The organism is Streptomyces millisiae, assembly GCF_031845425.1.
In the GTDB taxonomy this organism is placed as follows: domain Bacteria; phylum Actinomycetota; class Actinomycetes; order Streptomycetales; family Streptomycetaceae; genus Streptomyces; species Streptomyces millisiae.
The window spans coordinates 29,992-54,612 of the sequence record NZ_JAVREM010000027.1 but is presented as its reverse complement, the minus strand read 5'-3'; the positions used below and the strand labels follow the sequence as shown (position 1 = coordinate 54,612).

The window sequence follows — 24,621 nt, the reverse complement described above, 5'->3', positions numbered from 1 at the left end:
CTACATCTAGGGGATGGTGGGGGTAGGCTGTCAACATCATCGCCGCGCGTGTCGCGGCGGGACGGCCGGGGCCCAGTGCGGGCCGCGCGCGAGCGGCCGGCGAACGCATGGGAGGCTATCGCATGGCCCGGTAACCGTTCGCGGCCGACCCCGGCCGACGCGAGCTCTTTACACCCACCCTCTTGATCACGTCAGCTGATCAGCGATTTTTCACTCGAACGTGTGTTTGGCGCAACCTTTCGATAGCAACTACCGTTGTCTGACTAGGGAGTACCACCGAGAAGGGGCCGACATGACCACCGCAGCAGACGACGCCATCACCGCCGCTGAGCGCCGCCATGACCGCATCGCGGCGCCGGGGGCCCCCCGTTCGATGCCCGGCCGACCTCCCGGCATCCGGGCCGACAGCTCGGGTCTCACCGATCGCCAGCGCCGGGTCATCGAGGTCATCCGTGACTCGGTGCAGCGTCGCGGCTACCCGCCGTCCATGCGGGAGATCGGCCAGGCGGTCGGCCTCTCCAGCACCTCCTCCGTCGCCCATCAGCTGATGGCCCTGGAGCGCAAGGGCTTCCTGCGGCGCGACCCGCATCGCCCGCGCGCCTACGAGGTGCGCGGCGCCGAGACCCCGGCCCCGCAGGTCGCCGACACCGCGGGCAAGCCGGCGGCCTCCTACGTGCCGCTGGTCGGCCGGATCGCGGCCGGTGGCCCGATCCTGGCCGAGGAGTCCGTCGAGGACGTGTTCCCGCTCCCCCGGCAGCTGGTCGGGGACGGCGAGCTGTTCGTGCTCAAGGTCGTCGGGGACTCGATGATCGAGGCCGCCATCTGCGACGGTGACTGGGTCACGGTGCGCCGCCAGCCGGTCGCGGAGAACGGTGACATCGTCGCCGCGATGCTGGACGGCGAGGCCACCGTCAAGCGGTTCAAGCGCGAGGACGGCCAGGTCTGGCTTCTCCCGCACAACGCGGCCTACCAGGCGATCCCGGGGGACGACGCCACCATCCTGGGCAAGGTCGTCGCCGTGATGCGGCGGATCTGACCGCCACCGCCCGGTTCACTTGCCCTCGGGCCGCCCGGTACCCGCTGTGACGCCGTGCCCTACGACGCGGTGGCGCCCTCGACCGCCGCGTCCCGCGCGGCCGCGTCGATCGCGGCGAGCGAGCGCCGCACCTGATTCCGGTCGGTGGTGTACCAGAAGTCCGGCATCGAGCTCCGCAGGAAGCCCCCGTAGCGCGCCTTGGCCAGCCTGGGGTCGAGCACCGCGACCACGCCTCGATCCCCGGTGGCCCGCACCAGCCGGCCGGCCCCCTGCGCCATCAGCAGCGCGGCATGGGTGGCGGCCACGGCCATGAAGCCGTTGCCGCCGGCCTCCTCCACGGCCTTCTGCCGGGCGCTCACCAGCGGGTCGTCCGGCCGGGGGAAGGGAATCCGGTCCATCACCACGAGCTGGCAGCTCGGCCCCGGCACATCAACCCCCTGCCAGAGCGAGAGCGTGCCGAAGAGACAGGTCCGCGCGTCCTCGGCGAAGGCCCGGATCAGCTCGCCCAACGTCTCCTCGCCCTGCAGCAGGATCGGCACGTCGAGGCGCCCCCGCAGCTCCTCCGCCGCCGTCTGCGCGCCACGCATCGACGAGAAGAGCCCCAGCGTGCGCCCACCGGCCGCCTCCACGAGCTCGGCCAGCTCGTCGATCATGTCCGCCCGGCTGCTGTCCCGCCCGGGCGGCGAGAGGTGCTGCGCGACATAGAGGATGCCCTGCTTCCGGTAGTCGAAGGGTGATCCCACGTCGAGGCCCTTCCACTCCGGGAACTCCTCGTCGTGCTGCCCCTCGGGCGCCAGGCCGAGCGAGGCCCCCACCCCGTTGAAGTCCCCGCCGAGCTTGAGCGTCGCCGAGGTGAGCACCACGGAGCGGTCCTCGAACAGCTTCTCCCGCAACAGCCCGGAGACCGACAGCGGCGCCACCCGGAGCGACGCCCCGTACCGGTCGTGCCGCTCGTACCAGACGACGTCGAACTCCGAGCCCTGCACGATGCGCTCGGACACCTCCTGCACCGTCTCGATCGAGGCCAGCGCCTGCTTGCGCACCGCGTCCTCGTCGGCCACGGAGGCGTCCCTGGTGTTCCCCAGGGCGGTGATCGCGGCGCGGGCCGCGTCGCGCAGGGCCGTCAGCGCGTAGCCCAGGTCCTCGGGGATCTCCTCGAGCCGACCGGGCAGGGCCAGCTCCATCAGCCGCTCGAAGCCCTCGGCCGCCGTGGCCAGCCGGTCGGCCGTCTTCTCGTCGATCAGCTTGGCGGCCCGCCGCACCGCCCGCCCGACGCCGCCGGGCGTCAGCTCACCGGTCGCCACCCCGGTCACCCGGGACACCAGCTCATGCGCCTCGTCCACGATCAGCACGTCGTGCCCGGGCAGCACCGGCGCGCCCTCGATGGCGTCGATCGCCAGCAGCGCGTGGTTGGTGACGATCACCTCGGCCAGCTTGGCCCGCTCCCGCGCCGCCTCCGCGAAGCACTCGGCGCCATAGGCACACCTGCTGGCGCCAAGGCACTCCCGGGAGGAGACCGACACCTGGGCCCAGGCCCGGTCGGAGACGCCGGGGGCCAGGTCGTCCCTGTCCCCCGTCTCCGTCTCGTCCGACCAGTCCCGCAGCCGCAGCAGGTCCTTGCCGAGCCTGCTGGTGGGTCCGCCGGTCGACTCCGCCACCTCGAACTGGTTGAACAGGCCCTCCTCGTCGTCCTGCGGCACGCCCTCGTGGAGGCGGTGCAGGCAGAGGTAGTTGGACCGGCCCTTCAGGGTGGCGAACTCGGGTCGGCGGCGGAGCAGCGGATGCAGCGCCTCCACCGTGCGCGGCAGGTCACGCTCGATCAGCTGCCGCTGGAGCGCGAGGGTGGCGGTGGCCACCACCACCCGGTCCCCCGTGGCGATGGCCGGCACCAGATAGCCCAGCGACTTGCCCGTGCCGGTGCCGGCCTGGACCAGCAGGTGCGTGCCGGCCTGGAACGCCTCGGCGACCGCCTCCGCCATCGCGACCTGCCCGGGCCGCTCGGCACCTCCCACGGCGGCGACGGCGGCGTGCAGCAGATCGGTGAGGGTGGGCTTCCCTGATGTGGCAGTCATAGGGCTGACACCCTACGCGGCTCCACTGACACTCTCGTCCCGCTCAAGGGCAGTGCAGCGGATTCGCGACAGTCCCGTGGACCACGGCGTGCGGGCGCTGCGACCGGTCCCGGTAGCCGTCCAGGTGCAGCCGGTTGCGGTTGAGGCACAGCCGCTCGATACGCGGGCTGAGCAGGTCGAACGCCTCGAAGCGGTGCTTGAGCTCCGGGAAGCGGTGCTGGTAGTGGAGGATCTCCGCCCGGACGAGTGACCAGAAGTCGCCCTCCCGGACGCCGAGTTCCCGCTCGCACAGCGGGGCCAGGTAGCGGAAGACCCCGACGAAGAGGCCGGAGTGGATGAACTGGGGGAGGAAACCGGGCGGCTCGGTGAGCAGCACCTCACGCACCTGCCGCGGGATCGCGTCGAACTCGGGCAGCGGCTCGGCGCTCAGGTTGACGTCGTCCACGAAGTCCTTGACCGCGAGCCTGACCGGGATGTCCCGCTCGTCGAAGACCACCAACGCGTTCTCACCGTGCGGCGAGAACACCGTGCCGTAGCGGTAGAGGAAGTGCAGCAACGGCGGCAGCAGCGCCGCGAACAGGCTCCGCAGCCAGCTGCGGGCCGAGAGCCCCGAGCGCTCGACCAGCTCGGCGGTCAGGGAGCGGCCGGTGGCGTCGGTCCAGAGCAGGGCCGCGAGGGTGCGGGCCCGCTCCCCGGCGCCCAGGTCGGGCCCGATCGGCTCCCGCCAGATGCAGCCGAGCAACTCCCGGTACTGGTAGGGGACGGTGGGGAGCCGGTCGTAGAGGGGATGCTCGACGGTGACGGAGGCGATCTCGCCGAGCAGCACGGGCCTGGTCTCCTCGGCCAGGAACGGATCGCCGTCGCGCACCGCGTGCACCCAGCCGGTGACGGCGGGGGCGGCCAGCGTGCGCTCGGTCGGCAACCCGCGCCACACCAGGGTGTTGAGGATGGAGAGCGGCAGCTTGACGGTGCGGCCGTGCGGGCGGCTGGCGTTGAGGAAGGTGCGGACGGACTGCTGGGGCAGCCGCAGGTCGCCGTCGGTGGGCAGGGGTATCAGCGCGCGGGAGGCGAGCTGCGGGGCGAAGAGGGTCGCGATCGTCTCGTCCCACTGCCACGGGTGGACGGGCAGCCACAGGTAATCGGCGGGGTCGCGTCCCTGCTCCGCGACGGTGCGGGCGAACGCCTCGCGGGTGGCGCCGGTCAGCTCGTCGGCGTACAGCGCCTCGGGCCTGGCCAGCGCGGATATGCCCCGGTAGTGGGCGAACTCGCGGTGTGCGGCGAGCCAGGGCAGCGGGCGGGGGGTGCGGGACTCGGGGGCCCAGCGGGCGGCGTCGGTGGCGGAGAAGCCGAGGCGGCCCTTGTTCGCCACCAGCCACGGGTGACCGGTCTGGCGCCCCTCGAGCTCGGCGTGGTCCAGGTCGGCGAGCTCCGCGGCGCTGATCGGGTCGGCCGCCAGGGCCACGTCGGCGCTGAGGGTCGCGGTGAGCTCGCGGATCAGATGGCCCGTGGTGTCGCCGGAGAGCCCGAGCAGCGTGTCATGGGCGCGGGCCACGAACTCCAGCGGGTCGGCGCCGGGTGGCAGGCTCGCCGGATCCACGCTCCAGTGGCCGTAGGCGCCGCGCCTGGCCCGGAAGCGGTAGCCGAGGTCGGAGGCGACGCGCAGGTGGTAGGCGTCGGCCGGCGGGCCGTCCGGGCGAGGGGTGACGATGCCCTCGTAGGCGAACTCGCCGATCATCTTGGCCAGCAGTCCGCGGGCTGCCAGCTCCCAGACGGTCTGGCCGGCGCTGGCCGGCCTGGCGGGAAACGGGGACACGGGCTCTCCTCCTCGGTCGCGGGGGCGGGGGTCGGGCCGGCCACCGGGCGCTCAGCGCTCCCTGAGCATCAAGGCGGCACGTTTCTCCGGGAGCAGGACCTCGCCGACCCGCCGGAAGCCGGCGGCGCGGAAGGCGGCGATCGAGGCCGCGTTGCGCACGTCGGGCTCGGCGACCACGCGCCCGCAGCGCGGCCGGTGGCGCAGCACGAGGTCGGCGACGGCGCGCAGCAGGGCGGCGCCGACGCCGCGGCCGCGGTCCTCGGGGCGGCCGATCAGCAGGTGCAGACCGGTGTCGTGCGGGCGGGACGGGTAGTGGTGGGCGAGCGGATCGAGATCGGCCCGGTAGATCTCCCAGTAGCTCATCGGCCGCCCGTCGAGCACGCCGACGCAGGGCACGCTCCGGCCGCCGCCCTTCGCGAGCTGGCCCCGGACGTGCGCCGCGGTGCGCTCGGGCGGCCCGGCGAGCGACCAGAAGGCGTCGACCACTGGATCGTTCATCCAGGAGGCGAGGAGTCCGAGGTCACGGGCCGGGACCACGGGCACGAGGCGCAGCTCCCCGGCCGGCGTGTCGGCCGGCCCCCAGTCGGCGATCCGGCCGACTGGAGGGAGCGGTTCGGCACACTCTTCCTCGGCGTCCTGATCTTCTCCGGCCTCGGCGGTGGCGGCGCCCCCGGCCTGGGGCTGGGCGTCGGACATGCGGCTCCTTCAGGCGGTGGCCAGCGGATTGGGGACCGTCACATAGACGGACTGGCCGTCCACCGGGCCGACGAGCTCGTCGAGACCGTGCAGGCGGGTGAGCATGTTGGCCTTGCAGCGCAGGGTCGCCGACTCCAGCAGGTGGGCCACCAGCGACGACACGGGATCGCCCCCCGCACCACGGGCCTCCTCGGTCAGGAAGCGGCGGAACGCGGCCAGCAGGAGGCCCTCGTCGGCGAGCCGTTGCGCCCCGAAGGCGCCGATGAGGCCGAGCACGTTGTTGATGCCGAGGTAGTAGGCGAACCGCTCGTCCGCCACCTCGTCGGCCACGAAGGTGTCGGAACTGGCGCCGATCCCGGGCAGCCGGCGCTCCAGGACCTCGCGGTGCGAGGCACGGAAGTAGTACCCCTGGTTGTCCCGGTAGCGACCGCCGGCCGGCCAGCCCTCGGCGTCGAGCAGGACCAGCGTGTTCTGCTGGTGGGCCTCGAGCGCCACGCCCGCCCGGGCGTCGAGCCAGAGCAGCGGCCGGACCACCGTGCGCAGATAGCGGAGCAGCCACTCGGCGGCCACGGCCGGCGTGCCGCGCCCGGTGCGGTCGGCGATGGCGCACACCACGTCGGCCAGGCGGGAGCGCAGCTCGGCCTCGGGGCGGCCGGGCCAGGGTCGGGGACCGGTGAGCGCCGCCAGGCACAGGGCGTCGTCCCGTGGCCCGAACGGGTTGTGCCGCAGGACGGTGTCGAGGCCGGGCACGGGCCTGCCCTGCGCATCGTCCACGGCGAGCCAGGCCGGGTCGCGCACGATGTCGAACCCCGGTCCTGTGGGGAAGGCGGCGCGCCACTGCGCGCCGAGCCCGCTGGAGAGCAGCCGGTGCACCTCGACGCCCCGGTGCAGCTCCTTGCGCAGGTTCTCCCGGCGGGAGTTGGTGATGCGCAGGGCGAGCGAGAGCTTGAGCATGGCGGGCGCGCCCGGCCGGTGCACCGTGCGGACCGAGGATGTGGGGTACCACGGTTCGCCGTGCTCGCCGAGGTCGTGCAGCAGCCCGGCGCCCAACAGCGCGGCCACGGACGGGCGGTGGACCACGTCGCGGGCCTGCCAGGGGTGCAGCGGCAGCGGCACCGTGCCGGGCGGGAGGGCGAGCCCGGGGCCGGCGAGACGGGCGGCGAGCACCTCGGCCGGCACCGTCTCGCCGCGCTCCGTCCACGCGGAGTCGGCGGCGAGCACCGAGCGGTCGACGGCCATCCAGTGCAGCGGGAACGAGCCGCGCAACTCGGGTGATGAGCGCCGGGACTCGTGGCCCGCCAGGCCCTCGCGGCTCTTGGGAGTGGGGTGCAGCGGGTGGCCGAGGAGGAGGGACTGCTCGGCGTCGAGGAAGGCGTGGCCGTGCGCGGAGGGCCCCGGGGCGCGGCGCCGCTCCGCCAGGAAGCCGGCGGTCCGCCGCACCGAGTCGGCGACCCGGCCCACCATCGCGGTGGCCTCGGCGCCGCCCCGGCCGGCGCCGCCCCGGTGCGCCGCCTCCCGGCCGAGCAGGGCGGCCAACGTGACCGCGTCCACGGGAGCGGCGGCCGGAGGCGCGCCCTCGATGCGCACCGCGCCGAAACGGTGCCAGCCGGTGGCCGACCAGTACCGGAGGCCGACGCGGAGCACGACGCCCGAGGCGGCGAGCGGGACGAGCAGGGTGCGCCCGGTCGGCCTCGCCGCGCCGGTCTCCCTGATCCAACAGCGCAACAGGCTCTCCACGGTGGCCGCGTCGGCCGCCACCTCGGCGAGCGGATGCTCCAGCGGATCGGCGGCGTCCGCCGCCGGCGCGCCCTCCTGCTCGGCCGGCTGGGACCGCTCGCCCCTCGGCTGCCGCGGGATGGCCGGCTCCATGAGCCGGGCCGACCGGCGACGGACGGGCTGGCGCTCGCGGCCCGGGCTGCGGTCGGGACGAGGGCGTCCGTTCATCTCTCACCTGTCTGTGCTGGTGCTTCGCTGCTCCATCCGTAGTAACGATCGCGCGCGGGCGGGAACACGGCCTGTGGCAAGATCCTTTGGGCGATCCGCGAAGCGCGCGCCGTGGGCCGTCCCTTCGCGCCCCGGTGGAACCGGGGACCCGGCTGCTGCCGTCCAGTTGGTCACCGGCATAGTGGGGGTCGCCCTCCGCGCCGGCGGTGTGCCGGGCAGACGCTCCGAGCACCACCGAGCAATACCAGTGAGACCACCCAGGGGGAGTTCACCCATGTCATCGATACGCAGGCGATCTTCACGTCGCCGCGCCGCGCTCGCAGCCACGGCGATGGCCGCCTGTCTCGCGCTCACCGCCACCGCCTGCAACGGCGACGACGAGTCGAGCGACGACGCCCAGGCGCCGACCGACAGCTCCTCGGAAGGCACCGAGGGAGGCCGTGAACTCCAGGACATCATCGACAACCTGCCGTTCGACTTCGACGTCGACGCCTGGCTCGACGGCGGTTGGGAGAACTGGGACCAGGACACCTGGCTCCGCGAGGTCGGCGACTTCGTCAACCCGATCATCGAGGGCCTGTGGGACCCGGACCGCATGGGCCAGGCCGAGGACCCCGACCAGTCGATCGACGACGACCAGATCCAGGAGGACCCGAACGCGCCCGAGGCCGACGACCCGATGGCGGACCGGGGCATCACCGACCCCGAGCCGCTGCCCGTCGAGGCCGTCCCGGTGCAGACCCCGTACACGGAGAACGGCGCGCCGATCGGCAAGGTGTTCTTCGACAGCCCGGAGGGACCGATGGTCTGCTCCGGCACCGTGGTCAGCGACCCGAACAACCCGGGCCGTTCGAACCTGGTGGCCACCGCGGGCCACTGCGTGCACGCGGGGGTCGGCGGCGGCTGGTACCGCAACATCAGCTTCGTGCCGGCGTACAACAACAACGGTCTGAGCGCGGCCGAGGCCAACGACCCGGCCAACGCCGAGGAGGTCGCGCCCTACGGCGTCTTCTGGGCCAACTACGTGTCGACCACCCAGTACTGGATCGACAACGGCACCACCACGGGCGGCGACGGCGCCCACGGCGACTTCGCGGTGCTGTCCGTGGAGCCGGAGGACGGCAGCGGGCTCTCCCTCGAGGAGACGGTCGGCGCGTCCGTCCCCGTCAACTTCGACGCCCCGGCGGTCTCCGGTCTCGGCACCGTCTCGCTCTACGGCTTCCCGGCGGCCGAGCCCTACGACGGCGCCCTGATGTACAACTGCGACGGCGACCCGGGCCGGCTGTCCATCGACGCCACCATGCCGGTGCTCTACTGGGTCGGCTGCACCATGACCGGCGGTTCGTCCGGCGGCCCCTGGCTGCGGACGGGTGACGACGGCAACGCCGAGCTGATCTCGGTCAACTCCATCGGTCCGTTCGAGAGCACCTGGCTCGCCGGACCGCGGCTGGACGTGGAGGCGCGTGACGTCCTCGAGTACGTGAGCCAGCAGGCCGGCTGATCCGGCACCCGGCGACGACGAGGGGCCGGTGTCCGCGAGCGGACACCGGCCCCTTCCGTGTTTTGGTCAGCCGCCGGCGGCGACGGCGCTCGGGCTCCGCTCGGTGCGGCTGCCGGGCACCGGCTCCGACGGGTCGTTGCCGAGCCGGACGACGCGGTTGGCGCCGTCCACGTGGACGACCGTGGGCCGCAGCTCACGGGCCTCGGCGTCGTCCACCTGCGCGTAACTGATGAGGATGACGAGGTCGCCCGGCTGGACGAGGTGGGCCGCCGCGCCGTTGATGCCGATGACGCCGCTGCCCCTGGCGCCCTCGATCACATAGGTCTCGAGGCGGTTTCCGTTGTCGATGTCGACGATGTGGACGAGCTCGCCGGGCAACAGGTCGGCCGCGTCCATCAGATCGGCGTCGACGGTGACCGACCCGACATAGTGCAGGTCCGCCTCGGTGACGGTGGCACGGTGGATCTTCGACTTGAACATGGTGCGCAACACGATGCACGTTCTCCCTGGTCAGAGGGGTCGCGCTCCCGGGAGGGATACGCGCCGCCACCAGCATACGCGGGCGGCCGCGCGTCCCTCCCGGTCCGGTCAGCCCCTGGCCGCCGGCACGTACGGCGCGAGCAGCGCCGCGAGCTCCTCGTGGACCTGGGCCTTGAGCAGCGTGCCGTCGCCGGTGTGCTCCTCGGCGAGCACCTCGCCCTCCGCGTGCACCCGGGAGACCAACGCGCCCTCGGTGTAGGGCACCAGCGCCTCGAGCTCGACGGCCGGCCGCGGCAGCTCGGCGTCGATGGTGGCCAGCAGCTCGGCCATGCCCTGGCCGGTCTGCGCCGACACGGCGATCGCCCGGCGCTCGGTGCGCAGCAGCCGCTGCAGGACCAACTCGTCAGCCACGTCCGCCTTGTTGACGACCACAATCTCCGGGATGTCGCGGGCCCCGACCTCGCCGATCACCTCGCGCACGGCGGCCAACTGCTCCTCGGGGACGGGGTGCGAGCCGTCCACCACGTGCAGGATCAGGTCGGCCTCGCCGACCTCCTCCATGGTGGAGCGGAACGCCTCGACCAGGTCGTGCGGGAGGTGCCGCACGAAGCCGACGGTGTCGGCCAGCGTGTACGCCCGCCCGCTCGGGGTCTCGGCGCGGCGCACCGTCGGGTCGAGGGTGGCGAACAGCGCGTTCTCCACCAGGACGCCGGCGCCCGTGAGCCGGTTGAGCAGCGAGGACTTGCCGGCGTTGGTGTAGCCGGCGATGGCGACCGAGGGCACCTTGTTGCGGCGGCGCTCCTGGCGCTTGACCTCGCGGCCGGTCTTCATCTCCGCGATCTCCCGGCGCATCTTCGCCATCTTCTCGCGGATCCGCCGCCGGTCGGTCTCGATCTTGGTCTCACCCGGACCGCGGGTGGCCATGCCGCCGCCACCGCTGGAACCGCCGCCGCCCATCTGCCGGGAGAGCGACTGGCCCCAGCCGCGCAGCCTCGGCAGCATGTACTGCATCTGGGCCAGCGAGACCTGGGCCTTGCCCTCGCGGGACTTGGCGTGCTGGGCGAAGATGTCCAGGATCAGGGCGGTGCGGTCGACCACCTTGACCTTGACGACGTCCTCCAGGTGGATCAGCTGGCCCGGGCTCAGCTCACCGTCGCACACCACGGTGTCGGCGCCGGTCTCCAGCACCAGGTCGCGCAGCTCCTGGGCCTTGCCCGAGCCGATGTAGGTGGCCGGATCCGGCTTGTCACGGCGCTGGATCACGCCGTCGAGCACGAGCGCGCCCGCGGTCTCCGCGAGGGCGGCCAGCTCGGCCAGCGAGTTCTCCGCGTCCCTGGCCGTGCCCGAGGTCCAGACGCCGACCAGCACGACGCGCTCCAGGCGCAGCTGCCGGTACTCGACCTCGGTGACGTCCTCGAGCTCGGTGGAGAGGCCGACGATCCGGCGGAGCGCGGCGCGGTCTTCGCGGTCGAACTGCTCACCGTCCCGCTCCTCGTCGATACCGCTCCAGGCGACGTCCTCGTCCATCAGGGCGTCGGCCCGGCGACCGGCGTCGCGGCGCTGGTGGTCCTGAGGATTGTGAGGAAGAGAGGAGAAGGTCAATTCGATCCTTAGGGTCGACTGCGATGACTGTTCGGGGAACGCCCGGGCGAACCGGAGAATTCCCGGCGCCCGCACCATGGTGGCACGCGGACACCGCCCCGTCATCCGGGTTTGGCGGTGGTGTCGGACGTCGTGGGACCCGCGTCAGGACCCGGTGCGCACGGCTCGGCTCACGTCGTAGACGCCGGGGACCCGGCGCATCGCCCGCATCAGACCCGGTAGCCGCGAGGCGTCGGGAAGTCGCAGCGTGTAGGTGTGCCGCACGCGCTGCTCGCGCGGCGGCTCGACCTCGGCGTGCACCACGGCGGCGCCCTGGGCCGCGATGGCCTCGGTGAGGTCGGCGAGGAGTTCGGCGCGGCCCAGGGCCTCGGCGCGCAGCGTGACGCGGCCCTCGACGGCCCCCGAGCGCCAGCCGACGGCCAGCGGCTGTCGCCCGGCGCCGACCATGCGGACCGCGGAGGGACAGCTCTCCCGGTGCACGGTGACGGCGCCACCACGCACCGTGAAGCCGAGGGCGCGGTCCGGTGGCACCGGGGTACAGCAGCGGGCGAGCCTGACCGGCGCGCCGGGCGCGTCGGTCACCACGGCGCCCTGCGCCTCGGCCGCGGTCTCGGGCCCCGCGCCGGGCTCGGCGGCCGGGGCCGGCACCCGGGCGCGTGGCCCCGCGGCCGGGGCGGGACGCTCCGGCTCGCCCTCCGCCTCGGGGGTCCGCGCGTCGAGCCAGCGGCGGATCGCGATCCTGGCGGCCGGGGTGACGGCGTAGTCGAGCCACTCGGGGGACGGTCCCGAGCCGCCGTCCGGGGCGAGCAGCAGGCTCACCGTGTCCCCGTCGCGCAGCACGGTGCGCAGGCTGGCGAGCCGGCCGTTGACCCGGGCGCCGAGACAGGCGTGCGCGGCCTTGCCGTGCCGGGCGTACGCGGCGTCCACACAGGTGGCGCCGGCCGGCAGCTGGAGGGGGCCCTCGTCGGCCCGCTCGGCGAACACGGTGATCTCGCGGTCGCTGGCGAGCTCGTCGCGCAGCGAGCTCCAGAAGGTGTCCGGGTCCGGCTCCTGCCGCTGCCATTCGAGCAGCCGGGAGAGCCAGCCGGGGCGGGTCGGGTCGACGCGCTCGCCGTCGTCCCCCGCGGCCTCGCCGTCGGCCGACCGGTGCGGGTCGCCCAGGGCGACGACGCCGGTCTCGGCGACGCTGTGCATCCGGTGGGTGCGCACCAGCACCTCGGCGAGCCGGCCCCCGTCGTCGAGGAAGGCGGTGTGCAGCGACTGGTAGAGGTTGAACTTGGGCGCCGCGATGAAGTCCTTGAACTCCGAGACGACGGGGGTGAAGCAGGTGTGCAGCTCGCCGAGGACCGCGTAGCAGTCGGCGTCCTCGGCGACCAGGATCAGCAGCCGGCCGTAGTCGCAGGGGCCGAGCTCGCCGCGCTTGCGGCGGGCCCGGTGCACGGAGAGCACGTGCCGCGGCCTGATGTGTACCTCGGCGGCGACGCCGGCCGCGCGCAGCACCTCGCGCACGGACTCGGCGACGGCGGCGAGCGGGTCGGGGCGCCGGGCGTGCTCGCGGATCAACGCCCTGGCCTGCGCGTGCTCCTCCGGGTGCAGGACGGCGAAGACCAGGTCCTCCAGCTCGGTCTTGAGGGTCTGCACGCCCAGGCGCTCGGCCAGCGGGATCAGCACGTCGCGGGTGACCCGCGCGATGCGCGCCTGCTTCTCGGGGCGCATCACGCCCAGGGTGCGCATGTTGTGCAGCCGGTCGGCGAGCTTGATGGACATGACCCGGACATCGCTGCCGGTGGCGACCAGCATCTTGCGGAAGGTCTCGGGCTCGGCCGCCGCGCCGTAGTCCACCTTCTCCAGCTTGGTGACGCCGTCCACGAGGTGGCGTACCTCGTCGCCGAAGGCGGCGCCCACCTGGTCGAGCGTCACCTCGGTGTCCTCGACGGTGTCGTGGAGCAGCGAGGCGGTCAACGTGGTGGTCTCGGCGCCGAGTTCGGCGAGGATCAGGGTCACGGCCAGCGGGTGGGTGATGTACGGCTCGCCGCTCTTGCGGGTCTGGCCGCGGTGCGCGGACTCGGCCAGCAGGTAGGCGCGGCGCAGCGTGTCCAGGTCGGCGCCCGGGTGGTGACGGCGGTGGACCTGGGCGACGTGCTCGATGGCGTCGGGCAGCCGGTTGTTGACGGCCGCTCCGAAGATGGCAGCGCGGCCGAGCTGACGCAGCCTCAGCACGTCCCGGCGGTGCCCCCGCCGGCCCCTCGGTGCTGTCGCCTCTGCGCTCATGGGGTGGCACCTCCCGCGGTCTTTGGACCGGACCGCGGCTCATCCCAGTGATCCCCGTGACCTGTGATCCCGCAGCGGCGCCGGTGCTTGATGCTACCGAGCCCAGCACGCCGCCCCGACCACCGGCCGCCCCTAACGTGGTGGATCACCCAGGCGAGTGACTTATGTCCGGGGAAAGGTGGCTGAAAGCGATGGCTCCTCAGGCCAGGAACCGTCCGGCGCACGACGGGCGCACATCAGCGCACGTCAGCGCACGTGGGGGCGGGCGTGGAGCGGGCGGGTCAGCCGAGCAGGGCCGGTTCGAGGGTGCCCTCGGCCACCAGGACGGCGGGGCCGGTGAGGGTGATGGTGCCGTTGGGGAACTCGGTGACGACGAGTCGGCCACCTGGCACGTCCACGGTGTGGACCGCTGGCTCGCCGTCCCTGGCGGGGTCGAGACCGCCGCGACGGGCGGCGGCGACCGCCACGGCGCAGGCACCGGTGCCGCAGGAGCGGGTCTCGCCCGAGCCGCGCTCGTGGACCCGGAGGGCCACGTGGCGGGGGCCGCGATCCACGACGAACTCGACGTTGACCCCAGCGGGAAAGGCGGTGGCCGGCGCGACGGCCGGCGGGTCGAACAGCCGCCCGGCGTCGCCCAGGTCGCCGACGAAGGCCACGGCGTGCGGGTTGCCCATGTCGACCTGGAGCGCGGGCCAGCTGCGCTCCCCCACGGCGACGGTGACGGCCGGTTCCGGTCCCGCGGGCAGCCGGGCGGCCCCCATGTCGACGACGACGTCCCCGCCCTCCGCGAAGCGGACGCGGCGCACGCCGGCCCGGGTGGCGACGGGCAGCCACTCCCCCGCCCCGCCGGCGGCGGTGCCGTCCTTGACGAGGCCGGCGTGGCGCAGGTAGTGCGCGAAGACCCGGACGCCGTTGCCGCACATCTCGGCCACGCTGCCGTCCGCGTTGCGGTAGTCCATGAACCACTCGGCCTCGCCCGCCAGGGCGCGGGCCGCCGGCTCCGCGGCGGAGCGCACCACACGCAGCACGCCGTCCCCGCCCACGCCGGCGCGCCGGTCGCAGATCCGGGCGACGGCGGCGGGCGTGAGGTCGAGCCGGCCCTCGGGGTCGGGGATGATGACGAAGTCGTTCTCGGTGCCGTGACCCTTGAGGAACGGCACGGGCTGCGTGGTGGTGCTCACCCGTCCGATCGTAGTCGGGGTCAGCGCAGGCCGGCGACGCGCCAGACGGCGAGCAGGGCGAAGAGGACGAGGCCGAGGCCGTAGAGCGCGAGCACCCGCCAGTCGGGGCGGCGCCCCGAGCCGCGCGGCGGCAGCCCGGGCCAGGTGAAGCCGGCCCGGCCGGCGGCCATCATGCCCCAGCCGGCGGCGCTGCAGCCGATCAACAGACCGAGCATGGCCACCACGGCGCCCGCGCCGTCGAAGGCGAAGGCCAGCGGGAAGGCGAACATCAGGGCGCCGAGCAGGCTCAGCACGACGATGGGGGCGAAGAGGACGAGCTTCAGCCGCCGCGGCGGGCGCAGCTCCTCGTAGAACTCGCCGCCGGCCGCGGGGTCGGGCACCGCCGTGGTCTCCGCGTAGTCGTCTCCCGCGACAGGATCGGCGTCGACGTCGAGCTCGGCCTCGGTACCGGGGTCGAGGCGGGACGGGGGCGCGGGAACGTCCTCCGCCGTGCCGTTGCTTTCGCGAGGGCTGGCCTCCATCGCCACGCGCCCTCCCTACCTGGTTCCAACGGTTCACGGCCATTGCGACATTGCTCGATGATGGCACGCGCGATGGCCGCTCCCGCCCGCTTGGAGCGTCCCGATGCCATCACGTGATCAGGATGTGACCGTCCGTTCGAGCAGGTTCCACGCCCGTTCCACGAGTCCCTCGCGCCCCTCCCGCGACCCGTCGAGCCAGTGCACTCGGGCGTCGCGGCGGAACCAGCTCTCCTGCCTGCGGGCGAACCGCCGGGTGGCGCGAACCGTCTCCTCCCGCGCCTCGTCCTCCCCACACTCGCCGGCCAGGGCGGCGAGCACCTGGTGGTAGCCGAGGGCACGCGAGGCGGTGCGCCCGGAGCGCAGCCCGACCCGCTCCAGGGCGCGCACCTCGTCGACGAGCCCGGCACGCCACATCCGGTCCACCCGGTCGGCGATCCTGGCGTCCAGCTCGGGGCGGTCCACGGCCACGCCCAGCTGCAGCGTCGGGTAGACCGTGGGGTCGATGCCCGGGCCCGGCAGCTGGGCGGTGAAGGGGCGGCCCGTGATCTCGATGACCTCCAGGGCGCGGACGATCCGGCGGCCGTTGCTCGGCAGGATGGCCTCGGCGGCCCTGGGGTCGGCGGCGGCCAGCCGGGCGTGCAGGGCGCCGCTGCCGACGGTGGCGAGCTCCTCCTCGAGCCGGGCGCGGACGGCGGGCTCGGTGCCGGGGAACTCCAGGGCGTCGACGGCGCCGCGCACGTAGAGGCCGGAGCCGCCGACCAGCACGGGCGTGCGGCCGGCCGCGAGCAGTCGGTCGATGGTGGCCCGGGCCAGCCGCTGGTACTCGGCGACGCTCGCGGTCACGGTGACGTCCCAGACGTCGAGCAGGTGGTGCGGCACGCCCCGGCGCTCCTCCTCGGTGAGCTTGGCGGTGCCGATGTCCATGCCGCGGTACAGCTGCATCGAGTCGGCGTTGACCACCTCGCCGCCGAGGCGCTCGGCCAGCGCGACGCCGAGGTCGGACTTGCCGGCCGCGGTCGCCCCGACGACGGCGATGACCTGCGGGGCTGGGGCTGGGGTGTTCACCCGGGAAGTCTCGCAGACCGGCCGGCCGGTCCTCGAACGAGCGACGTGACGCGGGGGCTTTGGGGTCGTTTGGGGTTCCGAGGGCGAATCGCCGGCCTTCCGGCCGTTCATCGCCCCTGAGTCGTCAGGTCAGGAGAGGTCCATGGGTGTGTTCAGCTGGTTGCGTCGCCGTGCCGCCGAGGAGGAGCCGCCCGCCGGCAGGGGTCCGGAGGCGGCGGCGGGCGCCGGCGCCGCGGCGGAGTCGGTCGGCATCCCGAAGCAGACGGCGGCGGCCGAGGCGGCGGACAACGAGGCCAGGGAGACCGAGGAGGCCAGCGAGGCCGGGGAGGGCGCCCGAGCGTAGCCGCTCGCCCTCCCTCAGGCCCGGGGGGTTCAGGACCAGGAGGCGACGAAGTAGCCGACCCCGTAGGGCGCGTCGTCGTAGAGCAGCCGGCCGGCGAGGCCGGCGCCCTCCGCCGCGGCGGCGAGCAGCTGCCAGCCGGATCGGCCGGCGGCCCCGAGCTCGGCCGCGAGCTCGGGGTCGACACGGCGCAGGGCGGCCAGGTCGGCCGCGCCGAGGGCGCGCGCGGCGGCCGCGTCGAAGTCCGCCGCGCGCTCGTCGAAGTAGCCGGGTGCCTTGGGCGAGCGGCAGGTGCTGCCGTCGCCCATGACCAACAGCGCGAGCCGCTCCGCGCCGCCGGCGAGCTCGCGGCCGGCGGCCGCGCACCGCTCGGGGTCGAGCTCCTCGCCCACGGCCAGCGCCGCCACGGGGGCCGAGCGCCAGCCGACGCGCTGGAGCAGCCACGATCCCACGGTCAGCGAGGGCGGCAGCTCGGGCTCCCCCGAGTCGCCCGCGGCCCCCCGGACCGGGGCGCCGAGCACGGTCTCGACGCCGACCCCGAAGCCGCGCAGCGAGCCCCGGGCGCCGGCCGCCAGGCGTGCGAGGCCGTCGCCGGCCGCGGGGCCCGCGACCACGAGGCGCTCGGGCCGGGCCGCGGAGAGCACCGCCAGCGCGTCGTAACACGCGGCGCGCGCCGCGTCGAGTTCGTGGGCGGCGCCCCCGGCGACCTCGGGGACCAGCAGCGGCGGGCAGGGACAGACGGCGGCGGCGACGAGCATGTCGGGAGCCTAACCCCGGGTAGCGGCGGGCCGGTCAGGACACCGCGCAGCCGCCGGCCGGTTCCGGCAGCGGGGCGGGGACGCCGACGCCCGGCAGGCCGAGCATCACGCCCGCCGGCTTGGCGTCACCGGCCGGGGCCGCGGCGCGCCGCTCCCAGGCGTCCCCCGAGCGGGTGCGGCGGACGGCCCTGACCTCGCCCTCGGCCAGCAGGTGGTGCGGGGCGGCGTAGGTGATCTCGACGGTGGCCAGGTCGCCCGGCCTGACCGGCTCGGTGGGGCGGGTGAAGTGGACCAGGCGGTTGTCGGGGGCCCGGCCCGAGAGCCGGCGGGTGGTGTCGTCCTTGCGGCCCTCGCCCTCGGCGACCAGCACCTCCACGGTGCGGCCGACCTGCTTCTTGTTCTCCGCCCAGGAGATCTCCTCCTGGAGGGCGACGAGACGCTCGTACCGCGCCTGGACGACCTCCTTGGGGATCTGCCCCGGCATCTCGGCCGCCGGGGTGCCGGGCCGCTTGGAGTACTGGAAGGTGAAGGCCTGCGCGAAGCGGGCCTCGCGCACCACGTGCAGGGTCTCCTCGAAGTCCTCCTCGGTCTCGCCGGGGAAGCCCACGATGATGTCGGTGGTGATGGCCGCGTCCGGGATGGCCGCCCTGACCTTCTCGATGATGGACAGGTACCGCTCCTGGCGGTAGGAGCGGCGCATGGCGCGCAGCACCCGGGAGGAGCCGGACTGCAGGGGCATGTGCAGCTGCGGCATCACGTTGGGCGTCTCGGCCATGGCCTCGATGACGTCGTCGGTGAAGTCACGCGGATGCGGGGAGGTGAACCGGACCCGCTCCAGGCCCTCGATACCGCCGCAGGCGCGCAGCAGCTTGGAGAACGCCTGCCGGTCGCCGATGTCCGAGCCGTAGGCGTTGACGTTCTGGCCGAGCAGGGTGATCTCGCTGACGCCCTCGGCGACCAGCGTCTCGATCTCGGCGAGGATGTCGCCCGGCCTGCGGTCCTTCTCCTTGCCGCGCAGCGCGGGCACGATGCAGAAGGTGCAGGTGTTGTTGCAGCCGACGGAGATGGCGACCCAGGCGGCGTAGGCGCTCTCGCGGCGGGTCGGCAGGGTGGAGGGGAAGGCCTCCAGCGACTCGGCGATCTCGACCTGGGCCTCGCGCTGGATCCTGGCGCGCTCGAGCAGCACGGGCAGGCTGCCCACGTTGTGCGTGCCGAAGACGACGTCGACCCAGGGGGCGCGGCGCACGATGGTGTCCCGGTCCTTCTGGGCGAGGCAGCCGCCGACGGCGATCTGCATCCCGGGGCGGGCGCTCTTCTTCGGCGCGAGCTGGCCCAGGTTGCCGTAGAGCCGGTTGTCCGCGTTCTCCCGGACGGCGCACGTGTTGAAGACCACGATGTCGGCCGCGTCGGCGCCCGGCTCGGCGGCGACGTAGCCGGCGGCCTCGAGCAGCCCGGCCATTCGCTCCGAGTCGTGGACGTTCATCTGGCAGCCAAACGTCCTGACTTGGTATGTGCGCGCGACTTCCGGCATGCGAGAACTCAATCCAAATCGATCCGGGACCAGCTAGAGGCAGTCCCCAAGTCTACGTTCCGCTGGTAGCTTGCTCGGGTGGCTCCCAGCGCGCAGGACCGCCGCCTGCTCTCCATGCGTACGCTGCGCCGCCGGCCGGTGCCCGTGCTGCTCGGTGTGGCGGTCGCGCTCGTCGTGCTGGCCGGCCTGTTGTGGCGGCCGCTCTTCGGCTCCGACCCGCGGCCGACCGGCTCGGTGACCATGAGCACCGGCGTCGCCAGCGGGGTCTACTCCCGCTACGGTGAGCTGCTCCGCGGCCAGCTCGCGCGGGACGCCCCGGATCTGGAGATAACGCTGGAGCCGAGCGAGGGCTCGGTGCAGAACATCCAGCGGCTGGTGGCCGGGGAGGCCGACTTCGCCATCGCCACCGCCGACGCGATAGCCGCCTACCGGGCGGCGGACCCCGAGGGCGCCGACCTGCTGCGGGCGTGCGCGCGGCTCTACGACGACTACATCCAGCTGGTGGTGCCGGCCGACTCCCCGGTGCGGGACGCCGCGGACCTGGTCGGCCTGCGGGTGGGCGTCGGTCAGGACCAGTCGGGGGTGCAGCCGGCGGCCAGACAGCTGCTCGAGGCGGCCGGCCTCGACATGGAGGAGGACATCGTCCCGATCCGCTCCGGGATCGACGCGATGCCCACGATGCTGGAGGCGGGCCGCCTCGACGCCTTCTTCTGGTCCGGCGGGCTGCCCACCTCGGCGGTGCAGCGGCTGGCGGCCAACACCGACATCCGCCTGGTGCCGCTCGGCGACCTGCTGCCCGCGATGACGGCGCTCGGCCCGCAGAACGCCTACTACCGGGCGGCCGGGCTGCCGCCCGACGCCTACCCGGCCATCCCCGGCTCGCAGGTGGTGGACACCCTGGCGGTGGCCAACCTGCTGCTGACCACCGAGAGCGTGGACGAGGCGCTGACCGAGCAGGTGACCAGGTCCGTGATCAACGGTCGGGACCGCATCGGGCAGGCGGTGCACGCCGCGCAGCGCGTGGACCGGCGCACGGCCATCTACACCCAGCCGCTCGAACTGCACCCGGGCGCCCGCGACTACTACCGCTCCGTCAAGCCCTAGGGCCTGTCTTTTGGATCTTCGTGGATCAGCGAGCGGCGGATGGCGCCCGGCTGGCAAGGCGCCGGATCGCAGCTCGTACTTGCCCGTACTCGCGCGATTCGGCAACGCAGCCAGGCGGGATGCCAGTCGTCGCGAGCCCGCGAAGATCCGGAAGACAGGCCCTAGCCGCGAAACCCCGGTCCCGCCGTCGTCACGTCCCACCATCGTCCATCGCGCCACGACAAGGGAGTCAGCCGAGCATGCACGATGACCGCAACCTCGTCGAACAGCGACTGCACCGGGTGCTGACCGAGCGGATCAGGCCCGCCGTCCACGGTCCCGCCGTGGAGCTGGCCCTGGAGCGCTGGGACGCCCCGGGCGAGCCGGTGCCGGTGGCCGAGGGGCTCGCCGCCACCTACCGCCCGGCCGCGGTGGGCGACGCCTGGGGGCCGGCCTGGGGCACGACCTGGTTCCGGGTGACGGGTCTGGTGCCCGCCGCGTGGGCGGGCCGCACCGTGGAGGCGGTGCTCGACCTGGGCTTCGACCGGCGGATGCCGGGGTTCCAGTGCGAGGGCCTGGTCTACCGGCCGGACGGCGAGGCCGTGAAGGGGCTGCACCCGAGCAACGACTGGGTGCGGATCGCCGACGCGGCGGCCGGCGGGGAGCGCGTCGAACTGCTGGTGGAGGCGGCCGCCAACCCCATCCTCAACGAGCAGGGGCCCGGCCCGCTCGGCGATCGGCTGACCGCGGGCGACGAGCCGCTGTACCGGGTGACGCGGATGGACCTGGCGGTCTTCGAGCCCCAGGTGTGGGAGCTGGTGCAGGACCTCGAGGTGCTGGGCGGTCTGATGACGCGGCTGGCCGTCGAGGACGCCAGGCGGTGGACCATCCTGCGGGCCGTGGAGGGCGCGCTCGACGCGCTGGACCTGGACGACGTCGTCGGCAGCGCGCCCGCCGCGCGGGCCGCGCTGGCCGGGGTGCTGGCCGCTCCGGCGCACGCCTCGGCGCACCGGGTCAGCGCGGTGGGCCACGCGCACATCGACTCGGCCTGGCTGTGGCCGCTGCGCGAGACGGTGCGCAAGGTGGCGCGCACCTCGGCGAACGTGGTCGCCCTGATGGACGACCACCCGGAGTTCGTCTTCGCGATGTCGCAGGCGCAGCAGCTGGCCTGGCTGAAGGAACACCGTCCCGAGGTGTACGCGCGGGTCAAGCAGCGGGTGGCGGACGGCTCGTTCGTGCCGGTGGGCGGCATGTGGGTGGAGTCGGACACCAACATGGTCGGCGGCGAGGCCATGGCCAGGCAGTTCGTGCACGGCAAGCGGTTCTTCCTGGAGGAGTTCGGGATCGAGACCGAGGAGGTGTGGCTGCCGGACTCGTTCGGCTACACCGCGGCCCTGCCGCAGCTGGTGCGGCTCTCCGGCTCGAAGTGGTTCCTGACGCAGAAGATCTCCTGGAGCCAGACCAACGCCTTCCCGCACCACACGTTCTGGTGGGAGGGGATCGACGGCACCCGGGTCTTCACGCACTTCCCGCCGGTCGACACCTACAACTCCGACCTCGGCGGCGAGCAGCTGGCCCACGCGGCCGCCAACTACCGGGAGAAGGGGCGGGGCTCGCGTTCGCTCGTGCCGTTCGGCTTCGGTGACGGCGGCGGCGGCCCCACCCGCGAGATGCTGGCGCGCGCCCGGCGGCTGCGGGACCTGGAGGGCTCGCCGCGGGTGGAGATCGAGCGGCCCGCGGCGTTCTTCGCCAAGGCGGCGGCCGAGTACCGGGACGCGCCGGTGTGGGTGGGCGAGCTGTACCTGGAGCTGCACCGCGGCACCTACACCTCCCAGGCCAAGACCAAGCAGGGCAACCGGCGCAGCGAGTCGCTGCTGCGGGAGGCCGAGCTGTGGGCGGCGACGGCGGCGGTGCGGGTGCCCGGGTACGCGTACCCGTACGAGCGCCTCGACGCGATCTGGAAGACCGTCCTGCTCCACCAGTTCCACGACATCCTGCCCGGCTCGTCGATCGCCTGGGTGCACCGGGAGGCGCGCGCCACCTACGCGCGGCTCCGGGACGAGCTGCTGGCGCTGGTGGACGAGGCGCAACGGGCGCTGGCCGGCGGCGGGCCTGGCACGGTGGTGTTCAACGCGGCGCCGCACGGGCGGGGCGGGGTGCCGGCCGGCGGGGCCCGGCCGCGCGCCGACCTGGCGCCGGCGGCCGAGCCGGTCACCGTGGAGCGGGCTGAGGACGGTGGCTTCACGCTGGCCAACGGGCTGCTGCGGGTGGTGGTCGACGGGCGTGGTCTGGTGGTCTCGGTCGTCGAGCTGGCCTCCGGCCGGGAGGCGATCGCGCCGGGCGGCGCGGGCAACCTGCTGCAGCTCCACCCCGACCTGCCCAACCTGTGGGACGCCTGGGACGTCGACTCCTTCTACCGGCACCGGGTCACCGACCTGGTCGGGGTGGACGAGCTGACGTTGGAGGCCGCATCGGCCGAGGCGGCGACGGTGGCGGTCACCCGCTCGTTCGGGGCGGGCTCGCGGGTGACGCAGCGGCTGACGCTGCGGGCCGGCGCCCGGGTGCTGGACGCGGCGGCCGACATCGACTGGCACGAGCGGGAGAAGATCCTCAAGGCCGCTTTCCCGCTGGACGTGAAGGCGGACCAGTCGGCGGCCGAGACCCAGTTCGGGCACGTCCACCGGCCCACCCACACCAACACCTCGTGGGACGCGGCCAAGTTCGAGATCTGCGTGCACCGCTGGCTGCGGGTGGCCGAGCCCGGCTGGGGCGCGGCCGTCGTGAACGACTCGACGTACGGCCACGACGTGACGCGCGAGGTGCGTCCGGACGGCGGGCAGACCACGACGGTGCGCCTCTCGCTGCTGCGCGCCCCGCGCTACCCGGACCCGGAGACCGACCAGGGCGAGCACCTGCTGCGGTACGCGCTGGTGCCGGGCGCCTCGTTGGTCGACGCGGTCACCGAGGGCCACCGGATCAACCTGCCGGAGCGCGAGGTGCCGGGCTCGGCGGCCGTCGAGCCGCTGGTGACGGTCGCGGGCGAGGGCCTGGTGGTGGCGGCCGTGAAGCTGGCCGACGACCGCGGCGGCGACGTGGTGGTCCGGCTCTACGAGGCGACGGGCGGCCGGTCGAGCGGGCGCCTGGTGACCGGCTTCCCGCTGGCCTCGGTGACCACGACCGACCTGCTGGAGCGCCCCCTGGCCGCGGGCCCGCTGGCCCCGGAGTGCGCGATCGACGCGGCGGGCGGCGTGCCGCTGACGCTGCGCCCGTTCCAGGTCGTCACTCTGCGGCTGACGCCTGCCTCGGCAGGCTGATCGGCAGGTCCTCGCCCGGCTGCTCGGGGCCGTACCGCGGCAGGGTGATCGTCACCCGCAGGCCGTGCGGCCGGTTGTGGTCGTAGGCGACGGCGGCGCCGGCCGCGTTGAGCAGGGCGCCGACGATGGACAGGCCGAGCCCGGAGCCGTTGATGTTCTGGTGGCGGCCGCTGCGCCAGAAGCGGTCGCCGATCCGCTCCATCTCGGTGTCGTCGAGGCCGGGACCGGTGTCGGCGGTGACGATGCTGACCTGCTCGCCGCTCGCCGCGACGGTGAGCGAGACCTCGCCGCCGCTCGGGGTGAACTTGAGCGCGTTGTCGACGATCGCGTCCAGCGCGCTGGAGAGGCCGACCGGGTCGGCCCAGCCGGTGACGGCCGCGGGCCCGGTGAAGCGGAGGTCGACGCCGCGCCGCTCGGCGACGGGCTGCCAGGCGGCGAGGCGCTCGGTGACCAGCGCGGCGACGTCGGTGGTCGCCAGGTCGGCCGGGCTGTGCTCGGCGAGGGCCAGGTCGAGCAGGCCGTCGAGAACGGTGGCGAGACGCTTGCCCTCGGCCCGGACGGAGGCGATCTCCGCGTTGTCCTCCGGCAGCTCGAGACCGAGCAGGTCGATCCGCAGCAGCAGCGCGGCCAGCGGGTTGCGCAGCTGGTGCGAGGCGTCGGCGACGAACGCGCGCTGCTGTTCGAGCACCTGCTCGACGTTGTCGGCCATCTCGTTGAAGGAGTGCGCGAGCCGGCGCAGCTCGGGCGGTCCGCCCGAGGGGGCGACGCGGGCGGTGAGCCGCCCGGTGGCTATCTCGTGGGTGGCCCGGTCGAGCACCCGGACCGGCCGCAGCACCCAGCTGGTGAGCTGGATCGCGGCGGCGACGGCGAGCAGGGTGGCGGCGGCCAGGCCGGCCACGATGGGCATCCAGCCGCTGAGGATGCGGGCGCGCAGCGGGCCGGTGGGCGACTCGGTGACCACCACGGCGATCACGTCGCCGTCCCTGATCACCGGCGAGGCCACCACCAGGGTCCGGTCGGTGTTCCACGGCCAGACCTGGCTCGGGCCCTCGCTGCGCCGGCCGGCCAGCGCCTCGGCGAACTCCTGCGCGTACTTGCCGCCCGGCACCTGCCAGCCCTCCGGCGACGCGGCCATCGACTCGCCGCCGCGCTGGAAGACGCCGGCGCTGATGCCGTAGACCTCGAAGTAGGTGTCGAGCTCCTGCTGGAGGGCGACGAGCTGGTCGCCGCCGGCGTCACCGGCGGCGAACTGGGCGAGCGAGGCGAAGCGCGCGGTGTCGTCGATCCGGTCGACGACGACGCGCTGCTGCTCGCTGCGCGCCTGGCTGGCGGCGAGCGGGACGCCGAGGGCGAGCAGCACACCGGCCAGCAGCACGATGAGCAGCGGGAGCAGACGTGAGCGCATGAGGGAGT

General features: G+C 74.0%; 18 protein-coding genes. 5 read left to right on the top strand and 13 right to left on the bottom strand.

The features are described 5' to 3' along the window. Positions 1 to 292 precede the first annotated feature (292 nt). On the top strand, positions 293 to 1,036 hold the full coding sequence (lexA, locus tag RNC47_RS20230; protein WP_311600704.1) for a transcriptional repressor LexA: 744 nt from the start codon (positions 293 to 295) through the stop codon (positions 1,034 to 1,036). Between the two features lie 59 nt (positions 1,037 to 1,095). On the opposite strand, the gene RNC47_RS20225 is transcribed toward lexA, so the two are convergent. The 4 genes from RNC47_RS20225 to RNC47_RS20210 are packed head-to-tail and all read right to left on the bottom strand — an operon-like array spanning position 1,096 to position 7,561. Next, positions 1,096 to 3,108, bottom strand: a complete 2,013-nt coding sequence (locus RNC47_RS20225) for an ATP-dependent DNA helicase (protein ID WP_311600703.1) — start codon at positions 3,106 to 3,108, stop codon at positions 1,096 to 1,098. 43 nt (positions 3,109 to 3,151) lie between these two features. Beyond that, on the bottom strand, positions 3,152 to 4,921 hold the full coding sequence (locus tag RNC47_RS20220) for an IucA/IucC family protein (RefSeq protein ID WP_311600701.1): 1,770 nt from the start codon (positions 4,919 to 4,921) through the stop codon (positions 3,152 to 3,154). 51 nt (positions 4,922 to 4,972) lie between these two features. Then, positions 4,973 to 5,617, bottom strand: a complete 645-nt coding sequence (locus tag RNC47_RS20215; protein ID WP_311600700.1) for a GNAT family N-acetyltransferase — start codon at positions 5,615 to 5,617, stop codon at positions 4,973 to 4,975. Between the two features lie 9 nt (positions 5,618 to 5,626). Next, entirely contained in the window at positions 5,627 to 7,561 is a 1,935-nt protein-coding gene (locus RNC47_RS20210; RefSeq protein WP_311600698.1) for an IucA/IucC family protein, read from the bottom strand. Positions 7,562 to 7,835: 274 nt separating this feature from the next. Here RNC47_RS20210 and RNC47_RS20205 point away from each other — a divergent pair, with 274 nt between their 5' ends. Then, positions 7,836 to 9,062, top strand: coding sequence for a trypsin-like serine peptidase (locus tag RNC47_RS20205; protein ID WP_311600695.1), 1,227 nt, complete (start codon positions 7,836 to 7,838; stop codon positions 9,060 to 9,062). A 66-nt stretch (positions 9,063 to 9,128) separates the two neighbouring features. Here RNC47_RS20205 and panD read toward each other — a convergent pair whose 3' ends face one another. The 6 genes from panD to miaA all read right to left on the bottom strand — a co-directional run bounded on the left by panD (position 9,129) and on the right by miaA (position 16,182). Next, positions 9,129 to 9,554, bottom strand: a complete 426-nt coding sequence (gene panD / locus RNC47_RS20200) for an aspartate 1-decarboxylase (protein WP_311600693.1) — start codon at positions 9,552 to 9,554, stop codon at positions 9,129 to 9,131. Between the two features lie 96 nt (positions 9,555 to 9,650). Then, complete coding sequence (gene hflX / locus RNC47_RS20195) at positions 9,651 to 11,144, bottom strand: GTPase HflX (protein ID WP_311600691.1); 1,494 nt, start codon at positions 11,142 to 11,144, stop codon at positions 9,651 to 9,653. A gap of 144 nt (positions 11,145 to 11,288) precedes the next feature. Beyond that, the gene (locus RNC47_RS20190; protein WP_311600688.1) at positions 11,289 to 13,415 is read right to left on the bottom strand and encodes a RelA/SpoT family protein; all 2,127 of its coding nucleotides are present in this window, start codon (positions 13,413 to 13,415) and stop codon (positions 11,289 to 11,291) included. Positions 13,416 to 13,696: 281 nt separating this feature from the next. After that, positions 13,697 to 14,596 (bottom strand): diaminopimelate epimerase, encoded by a 900-nt coding sequence (dapF, locus tag RNC47_RS20185; RefSeq protein ID WP_311600686.1) that lies wholly within the window; start codon positions 14,594 to 14,596, stop codon positions 13,697 to 13,699. Positions 14,597 to 14,616: 20 nt separating this feature from the next. Then, positions 14,617 to 15,117 carry a hypothetical protein gene (locus tag RNC47_RS20180; RefSeq protein ID WP_311600753.1) on the bottom strand — a complete coding sequence of 167 codons (501 nt, stop codon included), beginning with the start codon at positions 15,115 to 15,117 and terminating at the stop codon, positions 14,617 to 14,619. Between the two features lie 117 nt (positions 15,118 to 15,234). Beyond that, complete coding sequence (gene miaA, locus RNC47_RS20175) at positions 15,235 to 16,182, bottom strand: tRNA (adenosine(37)-N6)-dimethylallyltransferase MiaA (RefSeq protein ID WP_311600684.1); 948 nt, start codon at positions 16,180 to 16,182, stop codon at positions 15,235 to 15,237. Between the two features lie 142 nt (positions 16,183 to 16,324). Between miaA and RNC47_RS20170 the strand changes: the two genes are divergently transcribed. Further along, a complete protein-coding gene (locus tag RNC47_RS20170) occupies positions 16,325 to 16,525 on the top strand; it encodes a hypothetical protein (protein WP_311600682.1) in 201 nt (66 codons plus the stop codon). A gap of 29 nt (positions 16,526 to 16,554) precedes the next feature. On the opposite strand, the gene RNC47_RS20165 is transcribed toward RNC47_RS20170, so the two are convergent. Then, positions 16,555 to 17,280, bottom strand: a complete 726-nt coding sequence (locus RNC47_RS20165) for a class III extradiol dioxygenase subunit B-like domain-containing protein (RefSeq protein ID WP_311600680.1) — start codon at positions 17,278 to 17,280, stop codon at positions 16,555 to 16,557. Between the two features lie 34 nt (positions 17,281 to 17,314). Continuing rightward, positions 17,315 to 18,811 carry a tRNA (N6-isopentenyl adenosine(37)-C2)-methylthiotransferase MiaB gene (miaB, locus tag RNC47_RS20160; protein WP_311600678.1) on the bottom strand — a complete coding sequence of 499 codons (1,497 nt, stop codon included), beginning with the start codon at positions 18,809 to 18,811 and terminating at the stop codon, positions 17,315 to 17,317. 114 nt (positions 18,812 to 18,925) lie between these two features. Here miaB and RNC47_RS20155 point away from each other — a divergent pair, with 114 nt between their 5' ends. Further along, positions 18,926 to 19,915, top strand: a complete 990-nt coding sequence (locus RNC47_RS20155; protein WP_394814828.1) for a TAXI family TRAP transporter solute-binding subunit — start codon at positions 18,926 to 18,928, stop codon at positions 19,913 to 19,915. A 239-nt stretch (positions 19,916 to 20,154) separates the two neighbouring features. Then, positions 20,155 to 23,208, top strand: coding sequence for an alpha-mannosidase (locus tag RNC47_RS20150; RefSeq protein WP_311600675.1), 3,054 nt, complete (start codon positions 20,155 to 20,157; stop codon positions 23,206 to 23,208). Here RNC47_RS20150 and RNC47_RS20145 read toward each other — a convergent pair. Further along, positions 23,174 to 24,613, bottom strand: coding sequence for a sensor histidine kinase (locus RNC47_RS20145; protein WP_311600673.1), 1,440 nt, complete (start codon positions 24,611 to 24,613; stop codon positions 23,174 to 23,176). The genes RNC47_RS20150 and RNC47_RS20145 overlap by 35 nt on opposite strands. Between the last annotated feature and the right edge of the window lie 8 nt (positions 24,614 to 24,621).

Coding starts and splice junctions, on each gene's coding strand:
- lexA (WP_311600704.1), top strand. CDS start 293: ATGACCACCGCAGCAGACGACGCCATCACCGCCGCTGAGCGCCGCCAT.
- RNC47_RS20225 (WP_311600703.1), bottom strand. CDS start 3,108: ATGACTGCCACATCAGGGAAGCCCACCCTCACCGATCTGCTGCACGCC.
- RNC47_RS20215 (WP_311600700.1), bottom strand. CDS start 5,617: ATGTCCGACGCCCAGCCCCAGGCCGGGGGCGCCGCCACCGCCGAGGCC.
- RNC47_RS20210 (WP_311600698.1), bottom strand. CDS start 7,561: ATGAACGGACGCCCTCGTCCCGACCGCAGCCCGGGCCGCGAGCGCCAG.
- RNC47_RS20205 (WP_311600695.1), top strand. CDS start 7,836: ATGTCATCGATACGCAGGCGATCTTCACGTCGCCGCGCCGCGCTCGCA.
- RNC47_RS20190 (WP_311600688.1), bottom strand. CDS start 13,415: ATGAGCGCAGAGGCGACAGCACCGAGGGGCCGGCGGGGGCACCGCCGG.
- RNC47_RS20180 (WP_311600753.1), bottom strand. CDS start 15,117: ATGGAGGCCAGCCCTCGCGAAAGCAACGGCACGGCGGAGGACGTTCCC.
- RNC47_RS20170 (WP_311600682.1), top strand. CDS start 16,325: ATGGGTGTGTTCAGCTGGTTGCGTCGCCGTGCCGCCGAGGAGGAGCCG.
- RNC47_RS20165 (WP_311600680.1), bottom strand. CDS start 17,280: ATGCTCGTCGCCGCCGCCGTCTGTCCCTGCCCGCCGCTGCTGGTCCCC.
- miaB (WP_311600678.1), bottom strand. CDS start 18,811: ATGCCGGAAGTCGCGCGCACATACCAAGTCAGGACGTTTGGCTGCCAG.
- RNC47_RS20155 (WP_394814828.1), top strand. CDS start 18,926: ATGCGTACGCTGCGCCGCCGGCCGGTGCCCGTGCTGCTCGGTGTGGCG.
- RNC47_RS20150 (WP_311600675.1), top strand. CDS start 20,155: ATGCACGATGACCGCAACCTCGTCGAACAGCGACTGCACCGGGTGCTG.
- RNC47_RS20145 (WP_311600673.1), bottom strand. CDS start 24,613: ATGCGCTCACGTCTGCTCCCGCTGCTCATCGTGCTGCTGGCCGGTGTG.